This window comes from Burkholderia sp. MS389 (assembly GCF_016899425.1).
Taxonomy (GTDB): domain Bacteria; phylum Pseudomonadota; class Gammaproteobacteria; order Burkholderiales; family Burkholderiaceae; genus Burkholderia; species Burkholderia sola.
The window spans coordinates 2,524,367-2,544,404 of sequence record NZ_CP045994.1 but is presented as its reverse complement, the minus strand read 5'-3'; the positions used below and the strand labels follow the sequence as shown (position 1 = coordinate 2,544,404).

The 20,038-nt window shown below is 62.1% G+C and carries 18 protein-coding genes, 2 tRNA genes and 2 rRNA genes; 14 read left to right on the top strand and 8 right to left on the bottom strand.

Annotated elements, in window-relative coordinates; all coding sequences use genetic code 11:
* Positions 1–6: 6 nt before the first annotated feature.
* The 7 genes from GJG85_RS11795 (at position 7) to GJG85_RS11765 (ending at position 5,203) form a co-directional block, all read left to right on the top strand.
* Positions 7–83, top strand: a tRNA-Ile gene (locus tag GJG85_RS11795).
* A gap of 38 nt (positions 84–121) precedes the next feature.
* Positions 122–197: transfer RNA gene (locus GJG85_RS11790), tRNA-Ala, on the top strand.
* A gap of 289 nt (positions 198–486) precedes the next feature.
* Positions 487–3,367, top strand: a 23S ribosomal RNA gene (locus GJG85_RS11785).
* Between the two features lie 226 nt (positions 3,368–3,593).
* Positions 3,594–3,706, top strand: a 5S ribosomal RNA gene (rrf, locus tag GJG85_RS11780).
* Positions 3,707–3,956: 250 nt separating this feature from the next.
* Positions 3,957–4,361 carry a Cu(I)-responsive transcriptional regulator gene (gene cueR, locus GJG85_RS11775; protein ID WP_050018291.1) on the top strand — a complete coding sequence of 135 codons (405 nt, stop codon included), beginning with the start codon at positions 3,957–3,959 and terminating at the stop codon, positions 4,359–4,361.
* A 215-nt stretch (positions 4,362–4,576) separates the two neighbouring features.
* Positions 4,577–4,723, top strand: a complete 147-nt coding sequence (locus GJG85_RS11770; RefSeq protein ID WP_006478295.1) for a DUF3563 family protein — start codon at positions 4,577–4,579, stop codon at positions 4,721–4,723.
* A gap of 114 nt (positions 4,724–4,837) precedes the next feature.
* Complete coding sequence (locus GJG85_RS11765; protein ID WP_176017087.1) at positions 4,838–5,203, top strand: hypothetical protein; 366 nt, start codon at positions 4,838–4,840, stop codon at positions 5,201–5,203.
* A 14-nt stretch (positions 5,204–5,217) separates the two neighbouring features.
* Here the strand turns inward: GJG85_RS11765 and rlmJ are convergent, their stop codons facing one another.
* Together rlmJ and GJG85_RS11755 are read right to left on the bottom strand one after the other, a co-directional pair.
* The gene (gene rlmJ, locus GJG85_RS11760; protein WP_050018292.1) at positions 5,218–6,063 is read right to left on the bottom strand and encodes a 23S rRNA (adenine(2030)-N(6))-methyltransferase RlmJ; all 846 of its coding nucleotides are present in this window, start codon (positions 6,061–6,063) and stop codon (positions 5,218–5,220) included.
* A 111-nt stretch (positions 6,064–6,174) separates the two neighbouring features.
* Complete coding sequence (locus tag GJG85_RS11755; RefSeq protein WP_050018293.1) at positions 6,175–7,146, bottom strand: aldo/keto reductase; 972 nt, start codon at positions 7,144–7,146, stop codon at positions 6,175–6,177.
* Positions 7,147–7,310: 164 nt separating this feature from the next.
* On the opposite strand from GJG85_RS11755, the gene GJG85_RS11750 reads away from it, so the two are divergent.
* On the top strand, positions 7,311–8,099 hold the full coding sequence (locus GJG85_RS11750; protein ID WP_089488615.1) for a 3-hydroxybutyrate dehydrogenase: 789 nt from the start codon (positions 7,311–7,313) through the stop codon (positions 8,097–8,099).
* Positions 8,100–8,225: 126 nt separating this feature from the next.
* Here the strand turns inward: GJG85_RS11750 and GJG85_RS11745 are convergent, their stop codons facing one another.
* The gene (locus tag GJG85_RS11745; protein WP_050018182.1) at positions 8,226–9,425 is read right to left on the bottom strand and encodes an amino acid aminotransferase; all 1,200 of its coding nucleotides are present in this window, start codon (positions 9,423–9,425) and stop codon (positions 8,226–8,228) included.
* Positions 9,426–9,684: 259 nt separating this feature from the next.
* On the opposite strand from GJG85_RS11745, the gene uvrB reads away from it, so the two are divergent.
* From uvrB to GJG85_RS11720, 5 genes are all read left to right on the top strand, one after another.
* Positions 9,685–11,775 carry an excinuclease ABC subunit UvrB gene (gene uvrB / locus GJG85_RS11740; RefSeq protein WP_050018183.1) on the top strand — a complete coding sequence of 697 codons (2,091 nt, stop codon included), beginning with the start codon at positions 9,685–9,687 and terminating at the stop codon, positions 11,773–11,775.
* 226 nt (positions 11,776–12,001) lie between these two features.
* Complete coding sequence (locus GJG85_RS11735) at positions 12,002–12,553, top strand: iron transporter (protein WP_050018184.1); 552 nt, start codon at positions 12,002–12,004, stop codon at positions 12,551–12,553.
* 55 nt (positions 12,554–12,608) lie between these two features.
* Entirely contained in the window at positions 12,609–12,941 is a 333-nt protein-coding gene (locus GJG85_RS11730; RefSeq protein ID WP_006478303.1) for a cupredoxin domain-containing protein, read from the top strand.
* A gap of 58 nt (positions 12,942–12,999) precedes the next feature.
* Complete coding sequence (locus GJG85_RS11725; protein ID WP_027784952.1) at positions 13,000–13,842, top strand: FTR1 family protein; 843 nt, start codon at positions 13,000–13,002, stop codon at positions 13,840–13,842.
* Positions 13,839–15,236, top strand: a complete 1,398-nt coding sequence (locus GJG85_RS11720) for a 4Fe-4S binding protein (protein ID WP_050018185.1) — start codon at positions 13,839–13,841, stop codon at positions 15,234–15,236. Before GJG85_RS11725 ends, GJG85_RS11720 begins: the two co-directional genes overlap by 4 nt.
* A gap of 265 nt (positions 15,237–15,501) precedes the next feature.
* Here the strand turns inward: GJG85_RS11720 and GJG85_RS11715 are convergent, their stop codons facing one another.
* From GJG85_RS11715 to GJG85_RS11705, 3 genes are all read right to left on the bottom strand, one after another.
* Complete coding sequence (locus GJG85_RS11715) at positions 15,502–15,747, bottom strand: hemin uptake protein HemP (protein ID WP_050018186.1); 246 nt, start codon at positions 15,745–15,747, stop codon at positions 15,502–15,504.
* 139 nt (positions 15,748–15,886) lie between these two features.
* Entirely contained in the window at positions 15,887–16,369 is a 483-nt protein-coding gene (locus tag GJG85_RS11710; RefSeq protein WP_050018187.1) for an SRPBCC family protein, read from the bottom strand.
* Between the two features lie 97 nt (positions 16,370–16,466).
* Positions 16,467–17,339 carry a pirin family protein gene (locus GJG85_RS11705; RefSeq protein ID WP_050018188.1) on the bottom strand — a complete coding sequence of 291 codons (873 nt, stop codon included), beginning with the start codon at positions 17,337–17,339 and terminating at the stop codon, positions 16,467–16,469.
* 121 nt (positions 17,340–17,460) lie between these two features.
* Between GJG85_RS11705 and GJG85_RS11700 the strand changes: the two genes are divergently transcribed.
* Positions 17,461–18,435, top strand: a complete 975-nt coding sequence (locus GJG85_RS11700) for a LysR substrate-binding domain-containing protein (protein ID WP_050018189.1) — start codon at positions 17,461–17,463, stop codon at positions 18,433–18,435.
* Between the two features lie 391 nt (positions 18,436–18,826).
* On the opposite strand, the gene GJG85_RS11695 is transcribed toward GJG85_RS11700, so the two are convergent.
* The gene (locus GJG85_RS11695) at positions 18,827–19,255 is read right to left on the bottom strand and encodes a biopolymer transporter ExbD (protein WP_006478310.1); all 429 of its coding nucleotides are present in this window, start codon (positions 19,253–19,255) and stop codon (positions 18,827–18,829) included.
* 13 nt (positions 19,256–19,268) lie between these two features.
* Entirely contained in the window at positions 19,269–20,003 is a 735-nt protein-coding gene (locus GJG85_RS11690; RefSeq protein WP_006483875.1) for a MotA/TolQ/ExbB proton channel family protein, read from the bottom strand.
* Positions 20,004–20,038: the final 35 nt, after the last annotated feature.

Here is a 20,038-nt window from a genome sequence, read left to right as displayed (position 1 = left end):
ACTCAGGGGTCTGTAGCTCAGTCGGTTAGAGCACCGTCTTGATAAGGCGGGGGTCGTTGGTTCGAATCCAACCAGACCCACCATTGTCTGGCGGTAACACACCTGAGGCATCTGTACTCATGGGGGCATAGCTCAGCTGGGAGAGCACCTGCTTTGCAAGCAGGGGGTCGTCGGTTCGATCCCGTCTGCCTCCACCAATCTTCAATGACAAGCGTTCGAACAAAGCGTCGTTCGAGTCTTTGTCATTGGCGATTGAGCCAGTCAGAGGATATCAACAGATATCGGCTGTCGTTCTTTAACAATCTGGAAGAAGTAAGTAATTTGGATAGCGGAAGCGTCTCGAGATGGACGTGGAAGTTATCCGGGTTGTGATTGTATCGATGTATCTCAAGATGATTCGAACTTCATTGTTCGGCTCGATTTTGGAATACGGCACAACGCGAGAACTCAACCTGTAGCGGCTGTCGAGAGACAGACTCGTTATAGGGTCAAGCGAACAAGTGCATGTGGTGGATGCCTTGGCGATCACAGGCGATGAAGGACGCGGTAGCCTGCGAAAAGCTACGGGGAGCTGGCAAACGAGCTTTGATCCGTAGATGTCCGAATGGGGAAACCCGGCCCTTTTGGGTCATCCTGGACTGAATACATAGGTCCAGTGAAGCGAACGCGGTGAACTGAAACATCTAAGTAACCGCAGGAAAAGAAATCAACCGAGATTCCCAAAGTAGTGGCGAGCGAAATGGGATGAGCCTTGCACTCTTTATTTGTATTGTTAGCCGAACGCTCTGGAAAGTGCGGCCATAGCAGGTGATAGCCCTGTAGGCGAAAACAGTATGAAAGAACTAGGTGTGCGACAAGTAGGGCGGGACACGTGAAATCCTGTCTGAAGATGGGGGGACCATCCTCCAAGGCTAAATACTCGTGATCGACCGATAGTGAACCAGTACCGTGAGGGAAAGGCGAAAAGAACCCCGGGAGGGGAGTGAAATAGATCCTGAAACCGCATGCATACAAACAGTCGGAGCCTCGCAAGGGGTGACGGCGTACCTTTTGTATAATGGGTCAGCGACTTACGTTCAGTAGCAAGCTTAACCGTATAGGGCAGGCGTAGCGAAAGCGAGTCCGAATAGGGCGTTCAGTTGCTGGGCGTAGACCCGAAACCAGGTGATCTATCCATGGCCAGGATGAAGGTGCGGTAACACGTACTGGAGGTCCGAACCCACTAACGTTGAAAAGTTAGGGGATGAGCTGTGGATAGGGGTGAAAGGCTAAACAAACCTGGAAATAGCTGGTTCTCTCCGAAAACTATTTAGGTAGTGCCTCGTGTCTCACCTTCGGGGGTAGAGCACTGTCATGGTTGGGGGGTCTATTGCAGATTACCCCGCCATAGCAAACTCCGAATACCGAAGAGTGCAATCACGGGAGACAGACATCGGGTGCTAACGTCCGGTGTCAAGAGGGAAACAACCCAGACCGCCAGCTAAGGTCCCCAAATATAGCTAAGTGGGAAACGAAGTGGGAAGGCTAAAACAGTCAGGAGGTTGGCTTAGAAGCAGCCACCCTTTAAAGAAAGCGTAATAGCTCACTGATCGAGTCGTCCTGCGCGGAAGATGTAACGGGGCTAAGCTATATACCGAAGCTGCGGATGCGAGCTTGCTCGCATGGTAGGAGAGCGTTCCGTAAGCCTGCGAAGGTGCCTTGTAAAGGGTGCTGGAGGTATCGGAAGTGCGAATGCTGACATGAGTAGCGATAAAGGGGGTGAAAGGCCCCCTCGCCGTAAGCCCAAGGTTTCCTACGCAACGTTCATCGGCGTAGGGTGAGTCGGCCCCTAAGGCGAGGCAGAAATGCGTAGCTGATGGGAAGCAGGTCAATATTCCTGCACCATTGTTAGATGCGATGGGGGGACGGATCGCGGAAGGTTGTCCGGGTGTTGGAAGTCCCGGTCGCTGCATTGGAGAAGGCGCTTAGGCAAATCCGGGCGCGCAATTCAAGGGTGTGGCGCGAGCTCCTTAGGGAGCGAAGCAATTGGAAGTGGTTCCAAGAAAAGCCTCTAAGCTTCAGTCTAACGATGACCGTACCGCAAACCGACACAGGTGGGCGAGATGAGTATTCTAAGGCGCTTGAGAGAACTCGGGAGAAGGAACTCGGCAAATTGGTACCGTAACTTCGGGATAAGGTACGCCCTTGTAGCTTGACTGGCCTGCGCCAGGAGGGTGAAGGGGTTGCAATAAACTGGTGGCTGCGACTGTTTAATAAAAACACAGCACTCTGCAAACACGAAAGTGGACGTATAGGGTGTGACGCCTGCCCGGTGCCGGAAGATTAAATGATGGGGTGCAAGCTCTTGATTGAAGTCCCGGTAAACGGCGGCCGTAACTATAACGGTCCTAAGGTAGCGAAATTCCTTGTCGGGTAAGTTCCGACCTGCACGAATGGCGTAACGATGGCCACACTGTCTCCTCCCGAGACTCAGCGAAGTTGAAGTGTTTGTGATGATGCAATCTACCCGCGGCTAGACGGAAAGACCCCATGAACCTTTACTGTAGCTTTGCATTGGACTTTGAACCGATCTGTGTAGGATAGGTGGGAGGCTATGAAACCGGAACGCTAGTTTCGGTGGAGCCGTCCTTGAAATACCACCCTGGTTTGTTTGAGGTTCTAACCTTGGCCCGTGATCCGGGTCGGGGACAGTGCATGGTAGGCAGTTTGACTGGGGCGGTCTCCTCCCAAAGCGTAACGGAGGAGTACGAAGGTACGCTAGGTACGGTCGGAAATCGTGCTGATAGTGCAATGGCATAAGCGTGCTTAACTGCGAGACCGACAAGTCGAGCAGGTGCGAAAGCAGGTCATAGTGATCCGGTGGTTCTGTATGGAAGGGCCATCGCTCAACGGATAAAAGGTACTCTGGGGATAACAGGCTGATACCGCCCAAGAGTTCATATCGACGGCGGTGTTTGGCACCTCGATGTCGGCTCATCTCATCCTGGGGCTGTAGCCGGTCCCAAGGGTATGGCTGTTCGCCATTTAAAGAGGTACGTGAGCTGGGTTTAAAACGTCGTGAGACAGTTTGGTCCCTATCTGCCGTGGGCGTTGGATATTTGAAGGGGGCTGCTCCTAGTACGAGAGGACCGGAGTGGACGAACCTCTGGTGTACCGGTTGTCACGCCAGTGGCATCGCCGGGTAGCTATGTTCGGAAGAGATAACCGCTGAAAGCATCTAAGCGGGAAACTCGCCTTAAGATGAGATATCCCTGGGGACTAGATCCCCTTGAAGGGTCGTTCGAGACCAGGACGTTGATAGGTCAGGTGTGTAAGCGCAGTAATGCGTTCAGCTAACTGATACTAATTGCCCGTAAGGCTTGATCCTATAACAAGTCTGCCTTGTCGATGATCGTTAGTGCTTCAGCACTTACGAGCATCCCACGCAGAGCATCGAGCAGCGAAGCTGATCGATGCGGCGCGCCGGTTGAAGTACCGGCGACCTGCGTAGCAAGATGAGACAAGTTGGATTCTCGTGTGTGATACACACAACTCAAAATTACTGCTTCTTCCAAGATTGGTTGCGCTGCGAAGCAACGCAACAACCCCCTTTGCCTGATGACCATAGCGAGTCGGTCCCACCCCTTCCCATCCCGAACAGGACCGTGAAACGACTCTACGCCGATGATAGTGCGGATTCCCGTGTGAAAGTAGGTAATCGTCAGGCTCCCTAAGCCAAGAACCCCCGCCCGACAAGGCGGGGGTTTTTGCATTTCGGCGTCCCCAAAAGCATGTGGCGAAGCGCCCCCATCCCTCGCAACCCAACGGCGTGCGTGCAAGGTCGGATCATCTGCGTTCCTGCTGCCAACTCTTCCCCGGAACGAACCGCCTCGATTTGATACGATCGATATGTCGTCGACGAGGGCGTCCGTCGGCGGTCGTGTTCGAAACCAGGGTTTGATGGAGAGGGGCGGGGAATGAATATCGGCGACGCGTCGCGCGAATCCGGAGTCAGCGCAAAAATGATCCGGTACTACGAGCAGGTTGGGCTTCTTGCGCCGAGCAAGCGTACCGATGCCGGCTACCGCATCTACGGCGCGGACGAAATCCATATCTTGCGGTTCATCCGTCAGGCACGACGACTCGGCTTTCTCGTCGAGGACATTCGCAAGCTGCTGATGCTTTGGCAGGATCGTTCACGCGCCAGCGCCGAAGTGAAATCGATCGCACTTGAACATGTGGCCGAACTCGACAAACGCATCGCGGAGCTGAGCGACATGCGCGACACGCTGGCCGATCTGGCTGCGCACTGCCATGGTGACGGGCGGCCGGAGTGCCCGATTTTGGCGCGCTTGGCCGACCCCGTCAGTGAACCAAATTAGTGCGTGTGCTCGAGCATCCAAACGCGCCCACACAGCATGTCATTTAAAATCAACGGGTTGGATGCGCCACGCTTTTCTTCATTCCGATTTGGAATGGTTTCCATGCAAGTTTTTCACTAGCATATTGGTGCGGCGTCGCTATAATTCGGGATAACCCTATACGGGAAATCCCTGAATTTCGATTCACCAGGGGTCCCTCTTCCTTGGAGAACGTCATGATCGCCTACATCGTTGAAAAGTTGAGCAACTGGTTCGAATCCGCAGAACGTGAGCGCCGTGAGGCTTACCTCGCCACGTCGTCGGACATCGTCCAGCTCGAGAGCCGCATTCGCTCGCTCGAAACCAACGGCTACTCGCTGTAATCGGAGTCACCGTCAGGTGCCGCGCGGCACCGCACGATAAGCAAGCCCCGTATTGACGGGGCTTTGTTTTTTTGTGCGCCGGATCTGGCGAAATCGTCGGTGCAGCGCTATGGTATGGACCTTTTCATCCTGAAGGACACGATCATGCGTTTGCGTGTCGAAGTGCGTCGCAGTGCCCGCGCGCGTCTCATTCTGGGCGCAGTCGTGCTCGTCCATGGCATCGCGGCGGGCGCCGCGACGTCGTCCAGGCCGCTCGTTCTCGATACGCAGCGCGGTATCCAGGACGGCAAGGGCGGGTTGGTGTTGCAGACGGCGCCGTTGTCGCAGGAGCCGATCGTCGAGCCGGCAGGTATGCGGGCTCCAGCCGGACAGGGGACGAACACGTCGGTTCCGCTGTTCGTCGCGCCGTATATCAGTGTTCCCGCGTGGGGCGGGCAGCCGGCCAACCAGCCGCGGCTCGCGCCCAGGCCGCAGCCGTAACGACCGTCGCCCGGTCAGTTTCCGCGGTGCTCGATTTGACAGCGGGCGCCGCTATCCTGTCCCAGCTTCTCGACCAGGTAAGGCAGGACCTCGTTCATGCTCTGGGCGAGCGTATATGGGGGATTCAGGATGAACATCCCGCTGCCGTAGAGGCCAAGTCCGTCGGTCGGCGGATTCGACACCGTCAGCGTCAGGTGCAGCCAGTTGTTCGGCTGCAGGCGCTTCAACTGCTCGGGAAAGCGCTGCGATTCCGTCCGCGTGACCTGCGGATACCAGATCGCATAGCAGCCGGTCGCGAAACGCTTCAGGCATTCGGTCACGCAGCCCACCGTGCGCGTGTAATCCTTCTTGTCCTCGTAGGACGGATCGATCAGCACGAGTGCGCGTCGCGGCGGCGGCGGCAGCAGCGCCTTGATACCTTCGAAGCCGTCGCCGGCGAAGATCATCGCGCGTCGCCCCGCATCGCGGAAATTGTGGCGCAGCACATCGATTTCCGTCGTGTGCATTTCGAACAGGCGCATACGATCCTGCTCGCGCATCGACCGCCATGCGATGTACGGCGAGCCTGGATAGAAGTGCAGTTCGCCGTCGTCGTTCAGCGCGCGGACTTCGTCCACATAGTCACCCAACGCCTCCGGCAGGTTCTTTTCGTTCCACAGCCGGCCGATGCCGGTATCGAATTCCGACGTCTTCGCTGCATAACCGTCGCGCAGCGAGTACACGCCGGCGCCCGCGTGCGTATCGATATACCAGTACGATTTGTCCTTCTTGTTCAGGTAGCGCAGCAGCTGGACGACGACGGCGTGCTTGAGCACGTCCGCGTGATTGCCTGCGTGAAAACCGTGACGATAACTGAGCATGGCTGGCCGCCTGAAACGAAAGATGAATCGATGAAAGCGCTCGATCGCGCGCGGCCGTCAGGCCGGGCGCCGATGCGGCCGCGTATTGTACGCGAGTGGCCGCGCGTCGCCTTACTCGTATGCGTCGCCGACCACTGCCTCGATGCGTTGCTTCACATCCGGCGTCAGCTTCGCGGCAACGTCGAGCGCGCGCATGTTGTCGCCGATCTGGTCGACCCGCGATGCGCCCGTGATGACCGAACTCACGCGCGGATTCGCGAGTACCCAAGCGATGGCCAATTGGCCGGTGCTGCAGCCGAGCTCGGCCGCGATCTCGCCGATCCGTTCGACGATGTCGTTGGCTGCCCGATCGGTCAGGCGTTCGCGCATCCAGTCGTAGCCCTGCAACTGCGCGCGGCTGCCGGGCGGCACGCCGTCGCGGTACTTGCCGGTGAGCAGGCCCGACGCCAGCGGGCTCCAGGTCGTCAGGCCGAGGCCGTAATCGTCGTAGAGCCGCGCATATTCCTGTTCGACCCGGCTGCGATGGAACAGGTTGTACTGCGGCTGTTCGACGACCGGCTTGTGCAGATGGTGCCGCTCGGCGATCTCGCATGCTGCACGGATCTCGTCGGCGCTCCATTCCGACGTGCCCCAGTACAGCGCCTTGCCGCGCACGATCATGTCGCTCATCGCCCAGACGGTTTCCTCGATCGGCGTATGCGGATCGGGGCGATGGCAATAGACGAGGTCGACATAGTCGAGCTGCAGCCGGCGCAGCGAGCCGTCGATCGCGTTCAGCAGATATTTCCGGTTCAGCGTGTGATACTGGTTCGGGGCTTCCGCGAGCCCCCAGAAGAATTTCGTGGACACGATATAGCTGACGCGCGGCCAGTCGAGCGACTTGAGCGCGTGGCCCATGATTTCCTCGGATTTGCCGCCGGCGTAGACCTCGGCGTTGTCGAAGAAATTGACGCCCGCGTCGCGTGCCGCGGCAAGGCATTCGCGCGCGACCCGCTGGTCGACCTGGTTGCCGTACGTCACCCACGAGCCGAGGGAAAGCGCGCTGATCTGCAGGCCGGAGCGGCCTAGCCGTCGATAGTGCATGAGACTCTCCTGCTGAACGGAACCGACCTTAAGCTTAGACGTTTTGCGCACGAACGGCGGGGCCGATCGTGCACAATGACGGCTGGCACGCCGATGCGATTTCGCGATGAGCGCGGATACGACGGGCGCGTGTTTTATCGATCCGATATCGGGAGGAGACGGACATGGCAGCAGATCTGAGCGGCAAGACCGCAGTCGTCACGGGCGCCGCGAGCGGCATCGGCAAGGAAATCGCGCTGGAACTGGCCAAGGCAGGCGCGGCCGTCGCGATCGCCGACCTGAACCAGGACGGCGCGAACGCGGTCGCCGACGAGATCGTCAAGGCAGGCGGCAAGGCGATCGGCGTCGCGATGGACGTGACCAACGAGGACGCCGTGAACAGCGGCATCGACAAGGTGGCCGACGCGTTCGGCTCGGTCGACATCCTCGTGTCGAACGCCGGCATCCAGATCGTCAATCCGATCGAGAACTACTCGTTCGCCGACTGGAAGAAGATGCAGGCGATCCACGTGGACGGCGCGTTCCTGACGACGAAGGCCGCGCTCAAGCACATGTACAAGGACGATCGCGGCGGCGTCGTGATCTACATGGGCTCGGTGCACTCGCACGAGGCGTCGCCGCTGAAGTCCGCGTACGTGACGGCCAAGCATGGCCTGCTCGGCCTGGCCCGCGTGCTGGCGAAGGAAGGCGCGAAGCACAACGTGCGCTCGCACGTCGTGTGTCCGGGCTTCGTGCGCACGCCGCTGGTCGACAAGCAGATTCCGGAGCAGGCGAAGGAGCTCGGGATCAGCGAAGAGGACGTGATCAAGAAGGTGATGCTCGGCAACACGGTCGACGGCGTGTTCACGACGGTGCAGGACGTCGCGCAGACGGTGCTGTTCCTGTCGGCGTTCCCGAGCGCCGCGCTCACCGGCCAGTCGTTCGTCGTCAGCCACGGCTGGTTCATGCAGTAACGCGGGAGCGGGCGGTATCGCCGTCCGCCGCGTTGGACGCTGGACTGCACAAAAAAACGCGCTCCGTGGAGCGCGTTTTTCATGTCGGCAGGGCGGGGCCGGTGACAGCCGCCTCCCGGCGTGGCTTTACTTCAGGACCGCTGCGACCGCATTGGCGACCGCGTCGAGGTTCCGCATATTCAGCGCGGCGACGCAAATCCGGCCCGTGCCGACCGCATAGATGCCGAACTCGTCGCGCAGGCGATCGACTTGTGCCGAGGTCAGGCCCGAATACGAGAACATCCCGCGCTGCGCGTTGATGAAGCTGAAGTCACGATCGACGCCGCTCGCCTTCAGGCGTTCGACGAGACCATTGCGCATCGCGCGGATGCGATCGCGCATTTCGCCGAGTTCCTGCACCCACGAAGCGTGCAGTTCCGGCGACGCGAGCACCGCTGCGACCACTGCGCCGCCGTGGGTCGGCGGGTTCGAGTAGTTCGTGCGGATCACGCGCTTCAGTTGCGACAGCACGCGCGTGGCTTCTTCCTTGCTCGACGTGATGATCGACAGCGCGCCGACGCGCTCGCCGTACAGCGAGAACGACTTCGAGAACGACGACGACACGAACGCGTTCAGGTCGGCCGCGGCAAACAGGCGCACGGCAGCGGCATCGGCTTCGATGTTCTCGCCGAAGCCCTGGTAGGCCATGTCGAGGAACGGCACGAGGTTGCGCGCCTTCACGACGTCGACGACCTGTTGCCATTGCGCTTCGGTCAGGTCCACGCCGGTCGGGTTGTGGCAGCACGCGTGCAGCACGACGACCGTGCCGGCCGCATAGCCGTTCAGCGCCGACAGCATGCCTTCGAAGTTCACGCCGTGGGTGGCCGCGTCGTAGTACGGGTACGCGACGACCTCGAAGCCGGCCGCTTCGAACAGTGCGCGATGGTTTTCCCAGCTCGGATCGCTGATCGCGACCTTCACGTTCGGGTTCAGGGTGCGCAGGAAATCGGCGCCGATCTTCAGCGCGCCGGTGCCGCCCAGTGCCTGGGCCGTGACCACGCGGCCCGCCGCGATCAGCGGCGAGTCGTTGCCGAGCAGCAGCTTCTGCACGGCTGCATCGTAGGCGGCGATCCCGTCGATCGGCAGGTAACCGCGCGGCAGGCCGGCCTCGACACGCGCCTTTTCCGCGTCGCGAACCGCGCGCAGCAGCGGAATCTTGCCGTCTTCGTTCGTGTACACGCCGACGCCGAGGTTGACCTTGGTCGGACGCGCATCGGCGTTGAAGGCTTCGTTCAGGCCCAGGATCGGGTCGCGGGGAGCAAGCTGGACAGCGGAGAAGAGCGACATGATGATTCGGCAGTAGTGAAAAGAGGGTCAGGCTTTCAACCGGCGGGGCGGGCGCAGTGGACCGCGCCTGCGGCGCGACGCCGGGAAGCGCAGCAGCCTGACATTGTAGCGAATTCGTGCTGGCGGGGGCGGTCATTCCGTCGCGATCAGGGCGACGAATCGCGATTTCGGGCGGCCGTCGCGCGTCAGGAGTCGACAGCAGTTCGCACGGCCGCGAAGCGCTAGAATGCTTTCTTTGCCCTTGCTCCGGCCGCATTCCATGTCCGAACATCATGCCGAAGTCGGCGACGCGCTCGACGAATCCAAATTCGTCACTTTCGAAGGGTCGCCGTTCCAGCTTTACCAGCCCTATCCGCCCGCGGGCGACCAGCCGACCGCGATCGACACGCTCGTCGAAGGCGTCGGCGACGGCCTTGCCTTCCAGACGCTGCTCGGCGTAACCGGTTCGGGCAAGACCTTCACGATGGCGAACACGATCGCGCGGCTCGGCCGCCCGGCGATCGTGTTCGCGCCGAACAAGACGCTCGCGGCCCAGCTTTACGCGGAGTTCCGGGAGTTCTTCCCGCGCAACGCGGTCGAGTATTTCGTCTCGTACTACGACTACTACCAGCCTGAGGCCTACGTGCCGCAGCGCGACCTGTTCATCGAGAAGGATTCGTCGATCAACGAGCACATCGAGCAGATGCGGCTGTCGGCGACGAAGAGCCTGATGGAGCGCCGCGACGTGGTGATCGTCGCGACGGTGTCGGCGATCTACGGTATCGGCAATCCGTCCGAATACCACCAGATGATCCTGACGCTGCGAACCGGCGACAAGCTCGGCCAGCGCGACGTGATCGCGCGGCTGATCGCGATGCAATACACGCGCAACGAGCAGGATTTCCAGCGCGGCACGTTCCGCGTGCGCGGCGACACGATCGACATCTTCCCCGCCGAACACGCGGAAATGGCCGTGCGCGTCGAGCTGTTCGACGACGAGGTCGAGACGCTGCACCTGTTCGACCCGCTGACCGGGCGCGTGCGGCAGAAGATTCCGCGTTTCACCGTGTATCCGTCGTCGCACTACGTGACGCCGCGCGACACCGTGATGCGCGCGGTCGAGACGATCAAGGACGAATTGCGCGAACGGCTCGAGTTCTTCCATCGCGAAGGCAAGCTCGTCGAGGCGCAGCGCCTCGAGCAGCGCACGCGCTTCGATCTCGAGATGCTGCAGGAGCTCGGCTTCTGCAAGGGCATCGAGAACTATTCGCGGCATTTCTCGGGCGCGGCGCCCGGCGATCCGCCGCCGACGCTCGTCGACTACCTGCCGCCCGATGCGCTGATGCTGCTCGACGAATCGCACGTGCTGATCGGCCAGCTGAACGGCATGTACAACGGCGACCGCGCACGCAAGGAAAACCTCGTCAATTACGGGTTTCGCCTGCCGTCCGCGCTTGACAACCGGCCGCTGAAGTTCCCCGAGTTCGAGCGCAAGATGCGGCAGGTCGTGTTCGTGTCGGCCACGCCGGCCGACTACGAGAAGCGCGTGACGGGGCAGATCGCCGAGCAGGTCGTGCGACCGACGGGCCTCGTCGATCCGGAAATCGAGGTGCGGCCGGCGAGCTCGCAGGTCGACGACGTGCTGACCGAGATCAACGCGCGCGTGAAGGCCGGCGAGCGCGTGCTGATCACGACGCTGACGAAGCGCATGGCCGAACAGCTGACCGAGTTCCTGGCCGACCATGGCGTCAAGGTGCGTTACCTGCACAGCGACATCGATACGGTCGAGCGCGTCGAGATCATCCGCGACCTGCGGCTCGGCACGTTCGACGTGCTGGTCGGGATCAACCTGCTGCGCGAGGGCCTCGACATTCCCGAAGTGTCGCTCGTCGCGATCCTCGACGCGGACAAGGAAGGCTTCCTGCGCGCCGAGCGCTCGCTGATCCAGACGATCGGCCGCGCCGCGCGGAACGTGAACGGCAAGGCGATCCTCTACGCGGACAACATGACCGAGTCGATGAAGCGCGCGATCGGCGAAACCGAGCGGCGCCGCGCGAAGCAGATCGCGTACAACGAAAAGATGGGCATCACGCCGCGCGGCGTCGTGAAGCGCATCAAGGACATCATCGACGGCGTCTACAACGCCGACGACGCGCGTGCGGAGCTGAAGGAGGCGCAGCAGCGCGCGAAATTCGAGGACATGTCGGAAAAGCAGCTCGCGAAGGAAATCAAGCGCCTCGAGAAGCAGATGGCCGACTACGCGAAGAACCTCGAGTTCGAGAAGGCCGCCGCGACCCGCGACCAGCTTGCCGTGCTGCGCGAACGCGTGTTCGGCGCGAACGTCGGCGACCACATCAGCGGCGGGCGGTAAATCTTTCCAAACGTCACCGTATCCTTTTGGTAAAGCGCCTGTAAGCCTTGTCGGATCAGGGGTTTACGGCGCTCTCCGTTTGTTCCGGAACGGGTTCGGTGCTAAACTCCCCATGTATTGAGAATAGTTCGCATTAACGTTCTTCGTCGCGTTAGTGTTTCCAGCGGGCGGCCCGGCGGCGGCCCGCATGTCGTCAAGATAGTCAGACAAATAACAAGGAGTGTCCATGTTGGGTTCTTCGTTCATCCGCACGACGGTTGCGGTAGCGGCGGCGCTGGCCGCGATGTCGGCCTCGGCTGCCGAGTATCCGATCGGCAAGCAGCAGATCCAGGGCGGCATGGAAATCGGCGCGGTGTATCTGCAGCCGATCACGATGGACCCGGAAGGCATGATGCGCAAGGCGTCGGATTCCGACATCCACCTTGAGGCCGACATCCATGCGGTCAAGAACAACCCGACCGGTTTCGCGGAAGGCGACTGGATGCCGTACCTGCAGGTCACCTACAAGCTGACGAAGCAGGGCGACACGAAGTGGAAGGCCGAAGGCGACCTGATGGGCATGGTTGCGAGCGACGGCCCGCACTACGGCGACAACGTGAAGCTCGCCGGCCCAGGCAAGTACCACCTGACGCTGGTCGTCAAGCCGCCGATGCAGTCCGGTCACATGGCGTTCGGTCGCCACGTCGACAAGGAAACGGGCGTGGGCCCGTGGTTCAAGCCCATCACGCTCGAGTACGACTTCCCGTTCGCCGGTATCGGCAAGAAGGGCGGTTACTGATCGGTGGCATCACGAACGGCGCGCTTCGGCGCGCCGTCGGCGTAGAGAACCCAGTATGAAAATTCCCCAGAAAATCGTCGCCGCAGCCGCTGCGCTGTGGCTTGCCGGCGCGGCCCATGCGGCCGATCTGCCGACGTTCAAGCTCGAGATGACGGACGGCAAGCTGAACCCCGCCCGCATCGAAGTGCCGGCCGGCCAGCGTTTCAAAATCGAGATCAGGAACACCGGCAAGGGTGCCGCCGAATTCGAGAGCGTGCAGTTGCGCAAGGAGAAGGTGCTCGCGCCGGGCGCCGACTCGTTCGTCGTCGTCGCCCCGCTGTCGCCGGGCGAATACAAGTTTTTCGACGATTTCCACCAGCAGGCACAGGGCGTGATCGTCGCGAAGTAACGCGTTTTATCTGCGCGCGGGCGCGCCAGTCCCTTGCCCCGCGCGTCAGGAGGTATCGATGGGTCAGATCTTGTTCATCGTCTGGCGGGAGAGCGTCGAAGCGCTGCTCGTCGTCGGCATTCTCTATGCATGGCTGAAAAACGGCGACGACGACGCGCGCCGCGGCCTGCCTTTCCTCTGGGCCGGCGTCGGCGTCGGCCTGCTGATGGCCGTCGGCCTCGGCGCCGCGCTGGTCGGGTTCACCGAAGTGTTGTCCGGCGACGCGCAGGACTATTTCCAGACGGCGATGGTGCTGATCGCGTGCGTGCTGATCGTGCAGATGGTGCTGTGGATGCGCCGGCACGGCCGCACGCTGAAGCGCGACATGGAGCAATCGCTGCAGCAAAGCACGCGCGATTCGAACTGGTGGGGCGTCGCCGTGCTGGTCGCGCTCGCGATCGCGCGCGAAGGCAGCGAGACGGTGATCTTCCTGTACGGCCTCGGTTTCGGCCAGTCGGGCCACGTCGATGGCAGCCAGATGCTTGCGGTCGTGATCGGTCTCGGCCTCGCGTTCCTCACGTTCTATCTGCTGCAACTCGGCGGCAAATACTTCTCGTGGCGGCATTTCTTCCGCGTCACCGAAGTGATGCTGCTGTTCCTCGGCGCGGGCCTGTTCCAGACCGGCGTCGACAAGCTGATCGACAAGGAAATCCTGCCGCTCGGCATCTCGCAAGTGTGGGACACGTCCGCGATCCTCGATGATTCGGGCACGTTCGGTTCGCTCGTCGCGACGCTGACCGGCTATCGCGCGCATCCGGCGCTGACCAACCTGGTCGCCTATGCGGTTTACTGGGCGGTCGTCTGGCTGCTGATGAAGCGTGCGAGCCGCCGTCCGGCCGTCGCAGCGGGTCGCGCGGCATGAGCGTTATCGCCGCCGTCAAGCCGGGCTGGCTCGCGCAGGCCGGCCAGTGGATGCAGCGCCACGGTGCGCTGATCCGGGGTATCCAGTGGATCGTCGTCGCCGTCTACGCGTTCCTGATCATCGTGCCGGCCGTGCTGCCGCTGCCGGACGATTCCGCGCATCTGTGGAACAACCTCACGCTCATCGCGCAGTTCGCGTTCTGGGGCATCTGGTGGCCGTTCGTGCTGCTGTCGATGGTGATGCTCGGCCGCGTGTGGTGCGGCGTGCTGTGCCCGGAGGGCGCGCTCACCGAATACGCGAGCAAGTTCGGCCGCGGCGGCCCGATTCCGCGCTGGATCCGGTGGGGCGGCTGGCCGTTCGTCGCGTTCGGCATCACGACGATCTACGGGCAGATGGTCAGCGTGTACCAGTACCCGCTCGCGGTGCTGTTCGTGCTCGGCGGCTCGACCGTCGGCGCGATCGTGATCGGCGTGCTGTACGGTCGCGAGAAGCGCGTGTGGTGCAAGTATCTGTGCCCGGTCAACGGCGTGTTCGGGCTGCTCGCGCGGCTTGCGCCGATGCGCTACAAGGTCGACGAGGATGCGTGGCGCCGTTCGTACAAGAACGGCGAGCACGGCCATCGCGTGATTCCGATCAATTGCGCGCCGCTCGTGCCGTTGCGCAACATGAAGGGCGCGGCGGACTGCCATATGTGCGGCCGCTGCAGCGGGCACCGCGACGCGATTTCGCTGTCGCTGCGCTCGCCGTCCGACGAAGTCGTGAATCTCGGTGCGGAGCGGGCCAATCCGTGGGACACCGCGCTGATCCTGTACGGCTTGCTGGGCGTGGCGATCGGTGCGTTCCACTGGACCGTCAGCCCGTGGTTCGTGCAGATCAAGCAATGGCTCGCGGGCTGGCTGATCGATCAGGACATCACGTGGCCGCTCGAGACCAATGCGCCGTGGTTCCTGCTCACGCACTACCCGGATCGCAATGACGTGTTCTCCTGGCTCGATGGCGGGCTGGTCGTCAGCTACATCGTCGGCACGGGGCTCGTGTACGGCACGGCGCTGCTGGTGTTGCTGGCCGGCGCCACATTGATGCTCGGCCGTTTCGATCGCGTGCGCCTGCATCACCTCGCCCAGGCGCTGATCCCGATCGCGGGCGCGGGCGTGTTCCTCGGGCTGTCGGCCACGACGCTGTCGTTGCTGCGCGCCGAGCATGTGCCGCTCGGCTGGGCTACCGATGTGCGCATCGCGATTCTGGTCGGCGCCAACGTATGGAGTGCGTGGCTCGCGTGGCAGGTGACGGGGCGCTATGCGACGTGGCCGCGCCGGCTCGCGGCATTCGCGTGGTTCGCGGTCGGCCTGGCCGTCATCGACAGCGCGTGGTGGTTGATGTTCTGGGGGTTCTGAAGCGGCGCGTGCCGCTTCCTTCGGCTGACCAGCCACATACATGCGGGCGGCATGCTTCGTACATTGGCTGCCCACACAAAAAAGCGACACGTCCATCGACGTGTCGCTTTTTTCTTCCTTGTGCGAGAACCAAAAAAGTGGCTTGGCTTGCTGCAACGGCTGCTTGAGTGTGTTTGCACGAAGGGGTCTAGATCTCGCGTGCAAGCCGTTACGCTGGCTACTGCCCAACACCTCTCAGGGAGGTGGTCCCCACAATACTCGGTCGTTACTTCGTCAGGATCAGTTTGCCGAGCCGCGTGGCCCGCAACTGATAAGTCTCTCCGTTATGCGCGATGCTGACGTGGCTTTGGCCTTGCAGCAGCGCATCGCTGTTGACGACCCGCGTGCCTGCATCGCGGTTGCCGGCGGGTTTCGCCGGCGTGGTGACCGCTGCCGTCTTCTGGCGGCTGCTGGCTGCGGTGCTCGTGGTGCGGCGCAGGGTCAGCGTGGTCGGGCGCATGGTGTCGGTCATTCGGTTTGATCGGTGACTGTCGATACGATGGAATGAATTCTAAATGATAACTATTCCCATTTACAAAAACTCTTTATCGATCGATTCGTCTGGGCTGATAGCCTGAGTCAAAAGGGCGGCCCGCGGGCCGCCGCCGGGTTCAGTGCAGCGGATCAGGGTCCTTGCGACCCTGCGCGTATTCGCGGATCAGGCGAACGGTGTCGATGTCCGACGTGCGGTACGCCTCCTTGACGATCCCGTGCGTCTGTCGCGCTTCTTCGCTGTCGTCGGTGACCGTCAGCGTCGTGCGGTACTCGAAACGCAGGAACAGCTCGTGGTCGTCGCGTTCCTCGATCGTCATCGTCAGCGAGCCACCGATCTCGCCATCGGCCGCACGGATGTCGTAGCGGACCTGCTGGTTCGGCGTGAACGTCACGTGGTCGCGCACGGTCGCGTGGCCGTAGTGCAGTTCGCGTTCGAGCGTCGTGTCTGTCCGCTCGCGGATGACGCAGCTGTCGAGGCCGATCACGAACAGTTGCGGCTGTTCGGCACGCAGGACGAGACCTTCCCAGAGCTGGTCGCGGTTGAGGCTTGGCACGGCCGGATCGTCGGAATTGATCTGGATCAGATGTTCGAAGTTCAAGGGGACGGGTTCCTTCTGGTGGCGGGCGGCCACATGGTTCAAGAAGTTATTGTGACGCAAAACCATCGGCTTCGCGGCACCTGCCACCCGATCCGATTCACGCTTCGATGCGACCCATGCGACCGGTCTGATAGTCGACGACAGCCTGCCGGATCTCTTCCTCGGTATTCATCACGAACGGGCCGTAACGGACGATCGGCTCGTTGAGCGGCACGCCGCCGATCAGCAGCAGGTCGAGCGACGTGTCGCCGGCAGCGAACGTGACGGTGTCGCCATCGTCGCCGTAGACGATCATGTGCCGTGCGTCGACAGCTTGCCTGTCGGGCCCGTAAAGGCCCCTTCCGTCGATCGGATAGGCAAACACGCGATAACCGGCCGGCACGGGCTGCGTGACCGTTGCACCGGGCTCCAGCGTGAAGTGCTGGTAGAGGATCGGCGTGCGCGTCTCGATCGCGGCTTTTACGCCGAATGCTTCGCCCGCGATGACGCGCACGCGCGCGCGGCCGTCCGGCGATGTCGCGGTCGGAATGCGGGCGGCCGGGATCTCCTGGTAGCGCGGCGCGATCATCTTGTCGCGGCGCGGCAGGTTGACCCACAGCTGGAAGCCGTGGGAGCGTCCGCCTGCCCGAGCGAACGCCGGTTCGGGCATCTCGCTGTGCACGACGCCGGCGCCGGCCGTCATCCACTGCACGTCGCCGGGGCCGAGCGTGCCGGCATGGCCGGACGAGTCGCGATGGCGGAAGCGTCCATCGAGCGCGTAGGTCACGGTCTCGAAGCCGCGATGCGGATGGTCGGGCGCACCCACGGCTTCGCCGGGCGCGTAGTCGACGGGGCCCATTTCATCGAGCAGCAGGAACGGATCGAAATCCATCAGCAGCCGCGTCGGGAACGGGCGGTGAACCACGAAACCGCCGCCTTCGGTGGTGCGAAGCGCGGGGTAGGTGCGATCAAGCGAGCGAGCGGTGGTCATGGGAAGCCCTCGAAATCATCGGAATAGCGTTATTTTTGAAACATAGCGCTATTATATTGGGCGTTTTCCCGTTCGATTGGCGGTGGTTCGCAATGGATTGTTCTGAAATTGGAACGATGAGATGAATATCGATGCACATAACCTGAACGACCTGATGTACTTCTCGCAGGTCGTTGAACATGGGGGCTTTTCGGCCGCCGAACGCGTGCTGGGCATCTCGAAATCGCGTCTGTCGCGGCGCCTGACCGAGCTCGAGGCCGCGCTCGGCGTGCGCCTGCTTCAGCGCTCGACGCGCAAGCTCGCACTGACCGAGGCGGGGGAGCTGTTCTACCAGCATTGCCAGGCGATGCTCGCCGAAGCACGGGCCGCGATGAACGCGGTGCAGCAATTGCGCGCGTCGCCACGCGGCTCGGTGCGCGTCAGCGTGCCGGTGACGCTGTCGCAGACAATGCTGTCGCGCATCCTGCCCGAATTCCTGCGCCGCTATCCCGAGGTGAAGGTGCATGTGCGCGTGACGAATCGCGTGATCGACCTGTTCGAGGATTCGATCGACGTCGCGTTGCGCGTGCGCTCGGAGCCGCCGCAGAACGCGAACATCGTCGTGCGGCCGCTGTGGCGCACCGAGCAGATGCTGGTCGGCGCGCCGAGCCTGCTGAGCCAGAACGCGCCGCCGCTGGCGCCGGACGACTTGACCGGCTTCGAGACGCTCGATACGCCGAGCGTCGACGGCCGGCACGTATTCAACCTGATCGCGCCGGACGGAACGCGTCACGTGCACGAGCATGATCCGCGTCTCGTGACGGCCGACCTGATGACGATCCGCGAGGCCGTGCTCGACGGCCTCGGCATCGCGGCGCTGCCGGAGATGATGTACGGCAACGCGTTGCGCGCGGGGCAACTGTCGCCGGTGATGCCGGGCTGGACGCTGCCGGTGCCGCAGCTGTATGCGGTGTTCGTGTCGCGTCAGGGGATGCCGCCCGCGGTCCGTGCGTTCGTCGATTACCTGGTCGAGAAGCTCGACCATGGCGCATACAAGGAGCCAGGTTGCCCCGAGCGTGCGAAGAAGGAAACGGCAGCCGATGTTTCGGCCACCTGAACACGGCACGCACGACGACGCAAATTTGTTTTGTCATTGAAGCGTCGGCTGCAATCGCAAGTTTCAATCGCCGGAACCTTGAATGCGTGCGCGGGCGGGCCTATATTGAAATCCCATTTCGCGAAGGAAGTTCTGAGCGAAATCAGGTGGCCGCATATATTGTGAGCCAGATAGGGCAGAACGCGCAGTCCGTGCAGACCACGGCAGAGTCGCATTTGCGTTGCTCGAGGCGTAACCGATACCGCCGAAGAGCCCGCCGCCCGAAGGCGCCCGCGTGCGCATGAAAAAAGGCCTTCATCTGGCGATGAAGGCCTTTTACTTTGGGTACGGCCGGTTAGGTACGGCCGGCTAGCTGCGCAGTGGCGACTGGCGACGGCGGAACGTGCGTGCGTTACTTCGCTTTCGCGCCCGGCTCCGTCACGAAGCCGAGTTTTGTCAGGCCGCCAGCTTGCGCATCCGACATCACTTCCGCGACGTGTTCGTAGGCAACCTTGCGGTCCGCGCGCAGATGCAATTCCGGCTGCGGCGTGCGCTTCGCAGCTTCCGCAATGCGTGCCTGCAGCTGTTCGCGCGTGACCGTGTGGTCGTCCCACAGGATCGTGCCGTCGCCCTGGATCGCGACGTCGACGGTCTGCGGCTTTTCGTCGACGGGCTGGCTGCTGGCGTGCGGCAGGTCGATCTTCACCGCATGCTGCATCGCCGGGATCGTCACGAGGAAAATGATCAGGAGGACGAGCATGACGTCGACGAGCGGCGTCATGTTGATCTCGCTCATCACGGCATCGTCGTCATCGTCGCTGAAACCGGTGTTCATGGCCATGGTTCACCTCGTCTCAGCTGGCGGCGCGCGATGCGAGACGCAGGCCGTCGCGCGTCGACGACGACGCGAGGCTCGCGCCCGTCACGAAGTACGCATGCAGGCCGTGCGCGAAGCGGCGCAGCTTGCTGACGACGCCCTTGTTCGCGCGGGTCAGCGCGTTGTAGCCGAGCACCGCGGGAATCGCGACGAACAGGCCGAAGGCCGTCATGATCAGCGATTCGCCGACCGGGCCCGCGACCTGGTCGATCGACGTCTGGCCGGTGGCGCCGATCGCGAGCAGCGCGTGATAGATGCCCCAGACCGTGCCGAACAGGCCGACGAACGGCGCCGTGCTGCCGACCGATGCGAGGATCGCGAGGCCGCTCTGCATGCGCGAAATGCCTTCGTCCATCGTGTCCTTCAGGCAGCGCGTGACCCAGTCCGATACGTCCATGCGGTCGTGCAGGTGCGGTTGCGTCTGATGGTGGTGGTCGGCGGCTTCCTTGCCCGACAGCGCGAGCGCGAGGAACGGGTTGTCGTTCGGCGTCGATGCGGCGAGGCCGAGCTTCTTGATGCCGTCGTCGAAATTGTCGGAATGCCAGAATGCCTGTTCGGCATTCTTCGTGAGGCGGTTCAGGCGGATCACGTTCCAGCCCTTGATGACGATCACGATCCACGACAGGACCGACATCACGAGCAGCGTGATCGCGATGGCGCGCGTGACGAAATCACCTTGCGCCCAGACGTGCGCGATACCGTAGCTTTGCATTTTTTGTTTCCTTTGAATCTTCCGGATGAGGCAGG

Bases quoted from the DNA above. Each gene is read 5' to 3' on its own strand.
- cueR (WP_050018291.1), top strand. From the start codon at position 3,957: ATGAATATCGGCGACGCGTCGCGCGAATCCGGAGTCAGCGCAAAAATG.
- GJG85_RS11770 (WP_006478295.1), top strand. From the start codon at position 4,577: ATGATCGCCTACATCGTTGAAAAGTTGAGCAACTGGTTCGAATCCGCA.
- GJG85_RS11765 (WP_176017087.1), top strand. From the start codon at position 4,838: ATGGACCTTTTCATCCTGAAGGACACGATCATGCGTTTGCGTGTCGAA.
- rlmJ (WP_050018292.1), bottom strand. From the start codon at position 6,063: ATGCTCAGTTATCGTCACGGTTTTCACGCAGGCAATCACGCGGACGTG.
- GJG85_RS11755 (WP_050018293.1), bottom strand. From the start codon at position 7,146: ATGCACTATCGACGGCTAGGCCGCTCCGGCCTGCAGATCAGCGCGCTT.
- GJG85_RS11750 (WP_089488615.1), top strand. From the start codon at position 7,311: ATGGCAGCAGATCTGAGCGGCAAGACCGCAGTCGTCACGGGCGCCGCG.
- GJG85_RS11745 (WP_050018182.1), bottom strand. From the start codon at position 9,425: ATGTCGCTCTTCTCCGCTGTCCAGCTTGCTCCCCGCGACCCGATCCTG.
- uvrB (WP_050018183.1), top strand. From the start codon at position 9,685: ATGTCCGAACATCATGCCGAAGTCGGCGACGCGCTCGACGAATCCAAA.
- GJG85_RS11735 (WP_050018184.1), top strand. From the start codon at position 12,002: ATGTTGGGTTCTTCGTTCATCCGCACGACGGTTGCGGTAGCGGCGGCG.
- GJG85_RS11730 (WP_006478303.1), top strand. From the start codon at position 12,609: ATGAAAATTCCCCAGAAAATCGTCGCCGCAGCCGCTGCGCTGTGGCTT.
- GJG85_RS11725 (WP_027784952.1), top strand. From the start codon at position 13,000: ATGGGTCAGATCTTGTTCATCGTCTGGCGGGAGAGCGTCGAAGCGCTG.
- GJG85_RS11720 (WP_050018185.1), top strand. From the start codon at position 13,839: ATGAGCGTTATCGCCGCCGTCAAGCCGGGCTGGCTCGCGCAGGCCGGC.
- GJG85_RS11715 (WP_050018186.1), bottom strand. From the start codon at position 15,747: ATGACCGACACCATGCGCCCGACCACGCTGACCCTGCGCCGCACCACG.
- GJG85_RS11705 (WP_050018188.1), bottom strand. From the start codon at position 17,339: ATGACCACCGCTCGCTCGCTTGATCGCACCTACCCCGCGCTTCGCACC.
- GJG85_RS11700 (WP_050018189.1), top strand. From the start codon at position 17,461: ATGAATATCGATGCACATAACCTGAACGACCTGATGTACTTCTCGCAG.
- GJG85_RS11695 (WP_006478310.1), bottom strand. From the start codon at position 19,255: ATGGCCATGAACACCGGTTTCAGCGACGATGACGACGATGCCGTGATG.
- GJG85_RS11690 (WP_006483875.1), bottom strand. From the start codon at position 20,003: ATGCAAAGCTACGGTATCGCGCACGTCTGGGCGCAAGGTGATTTCGTC.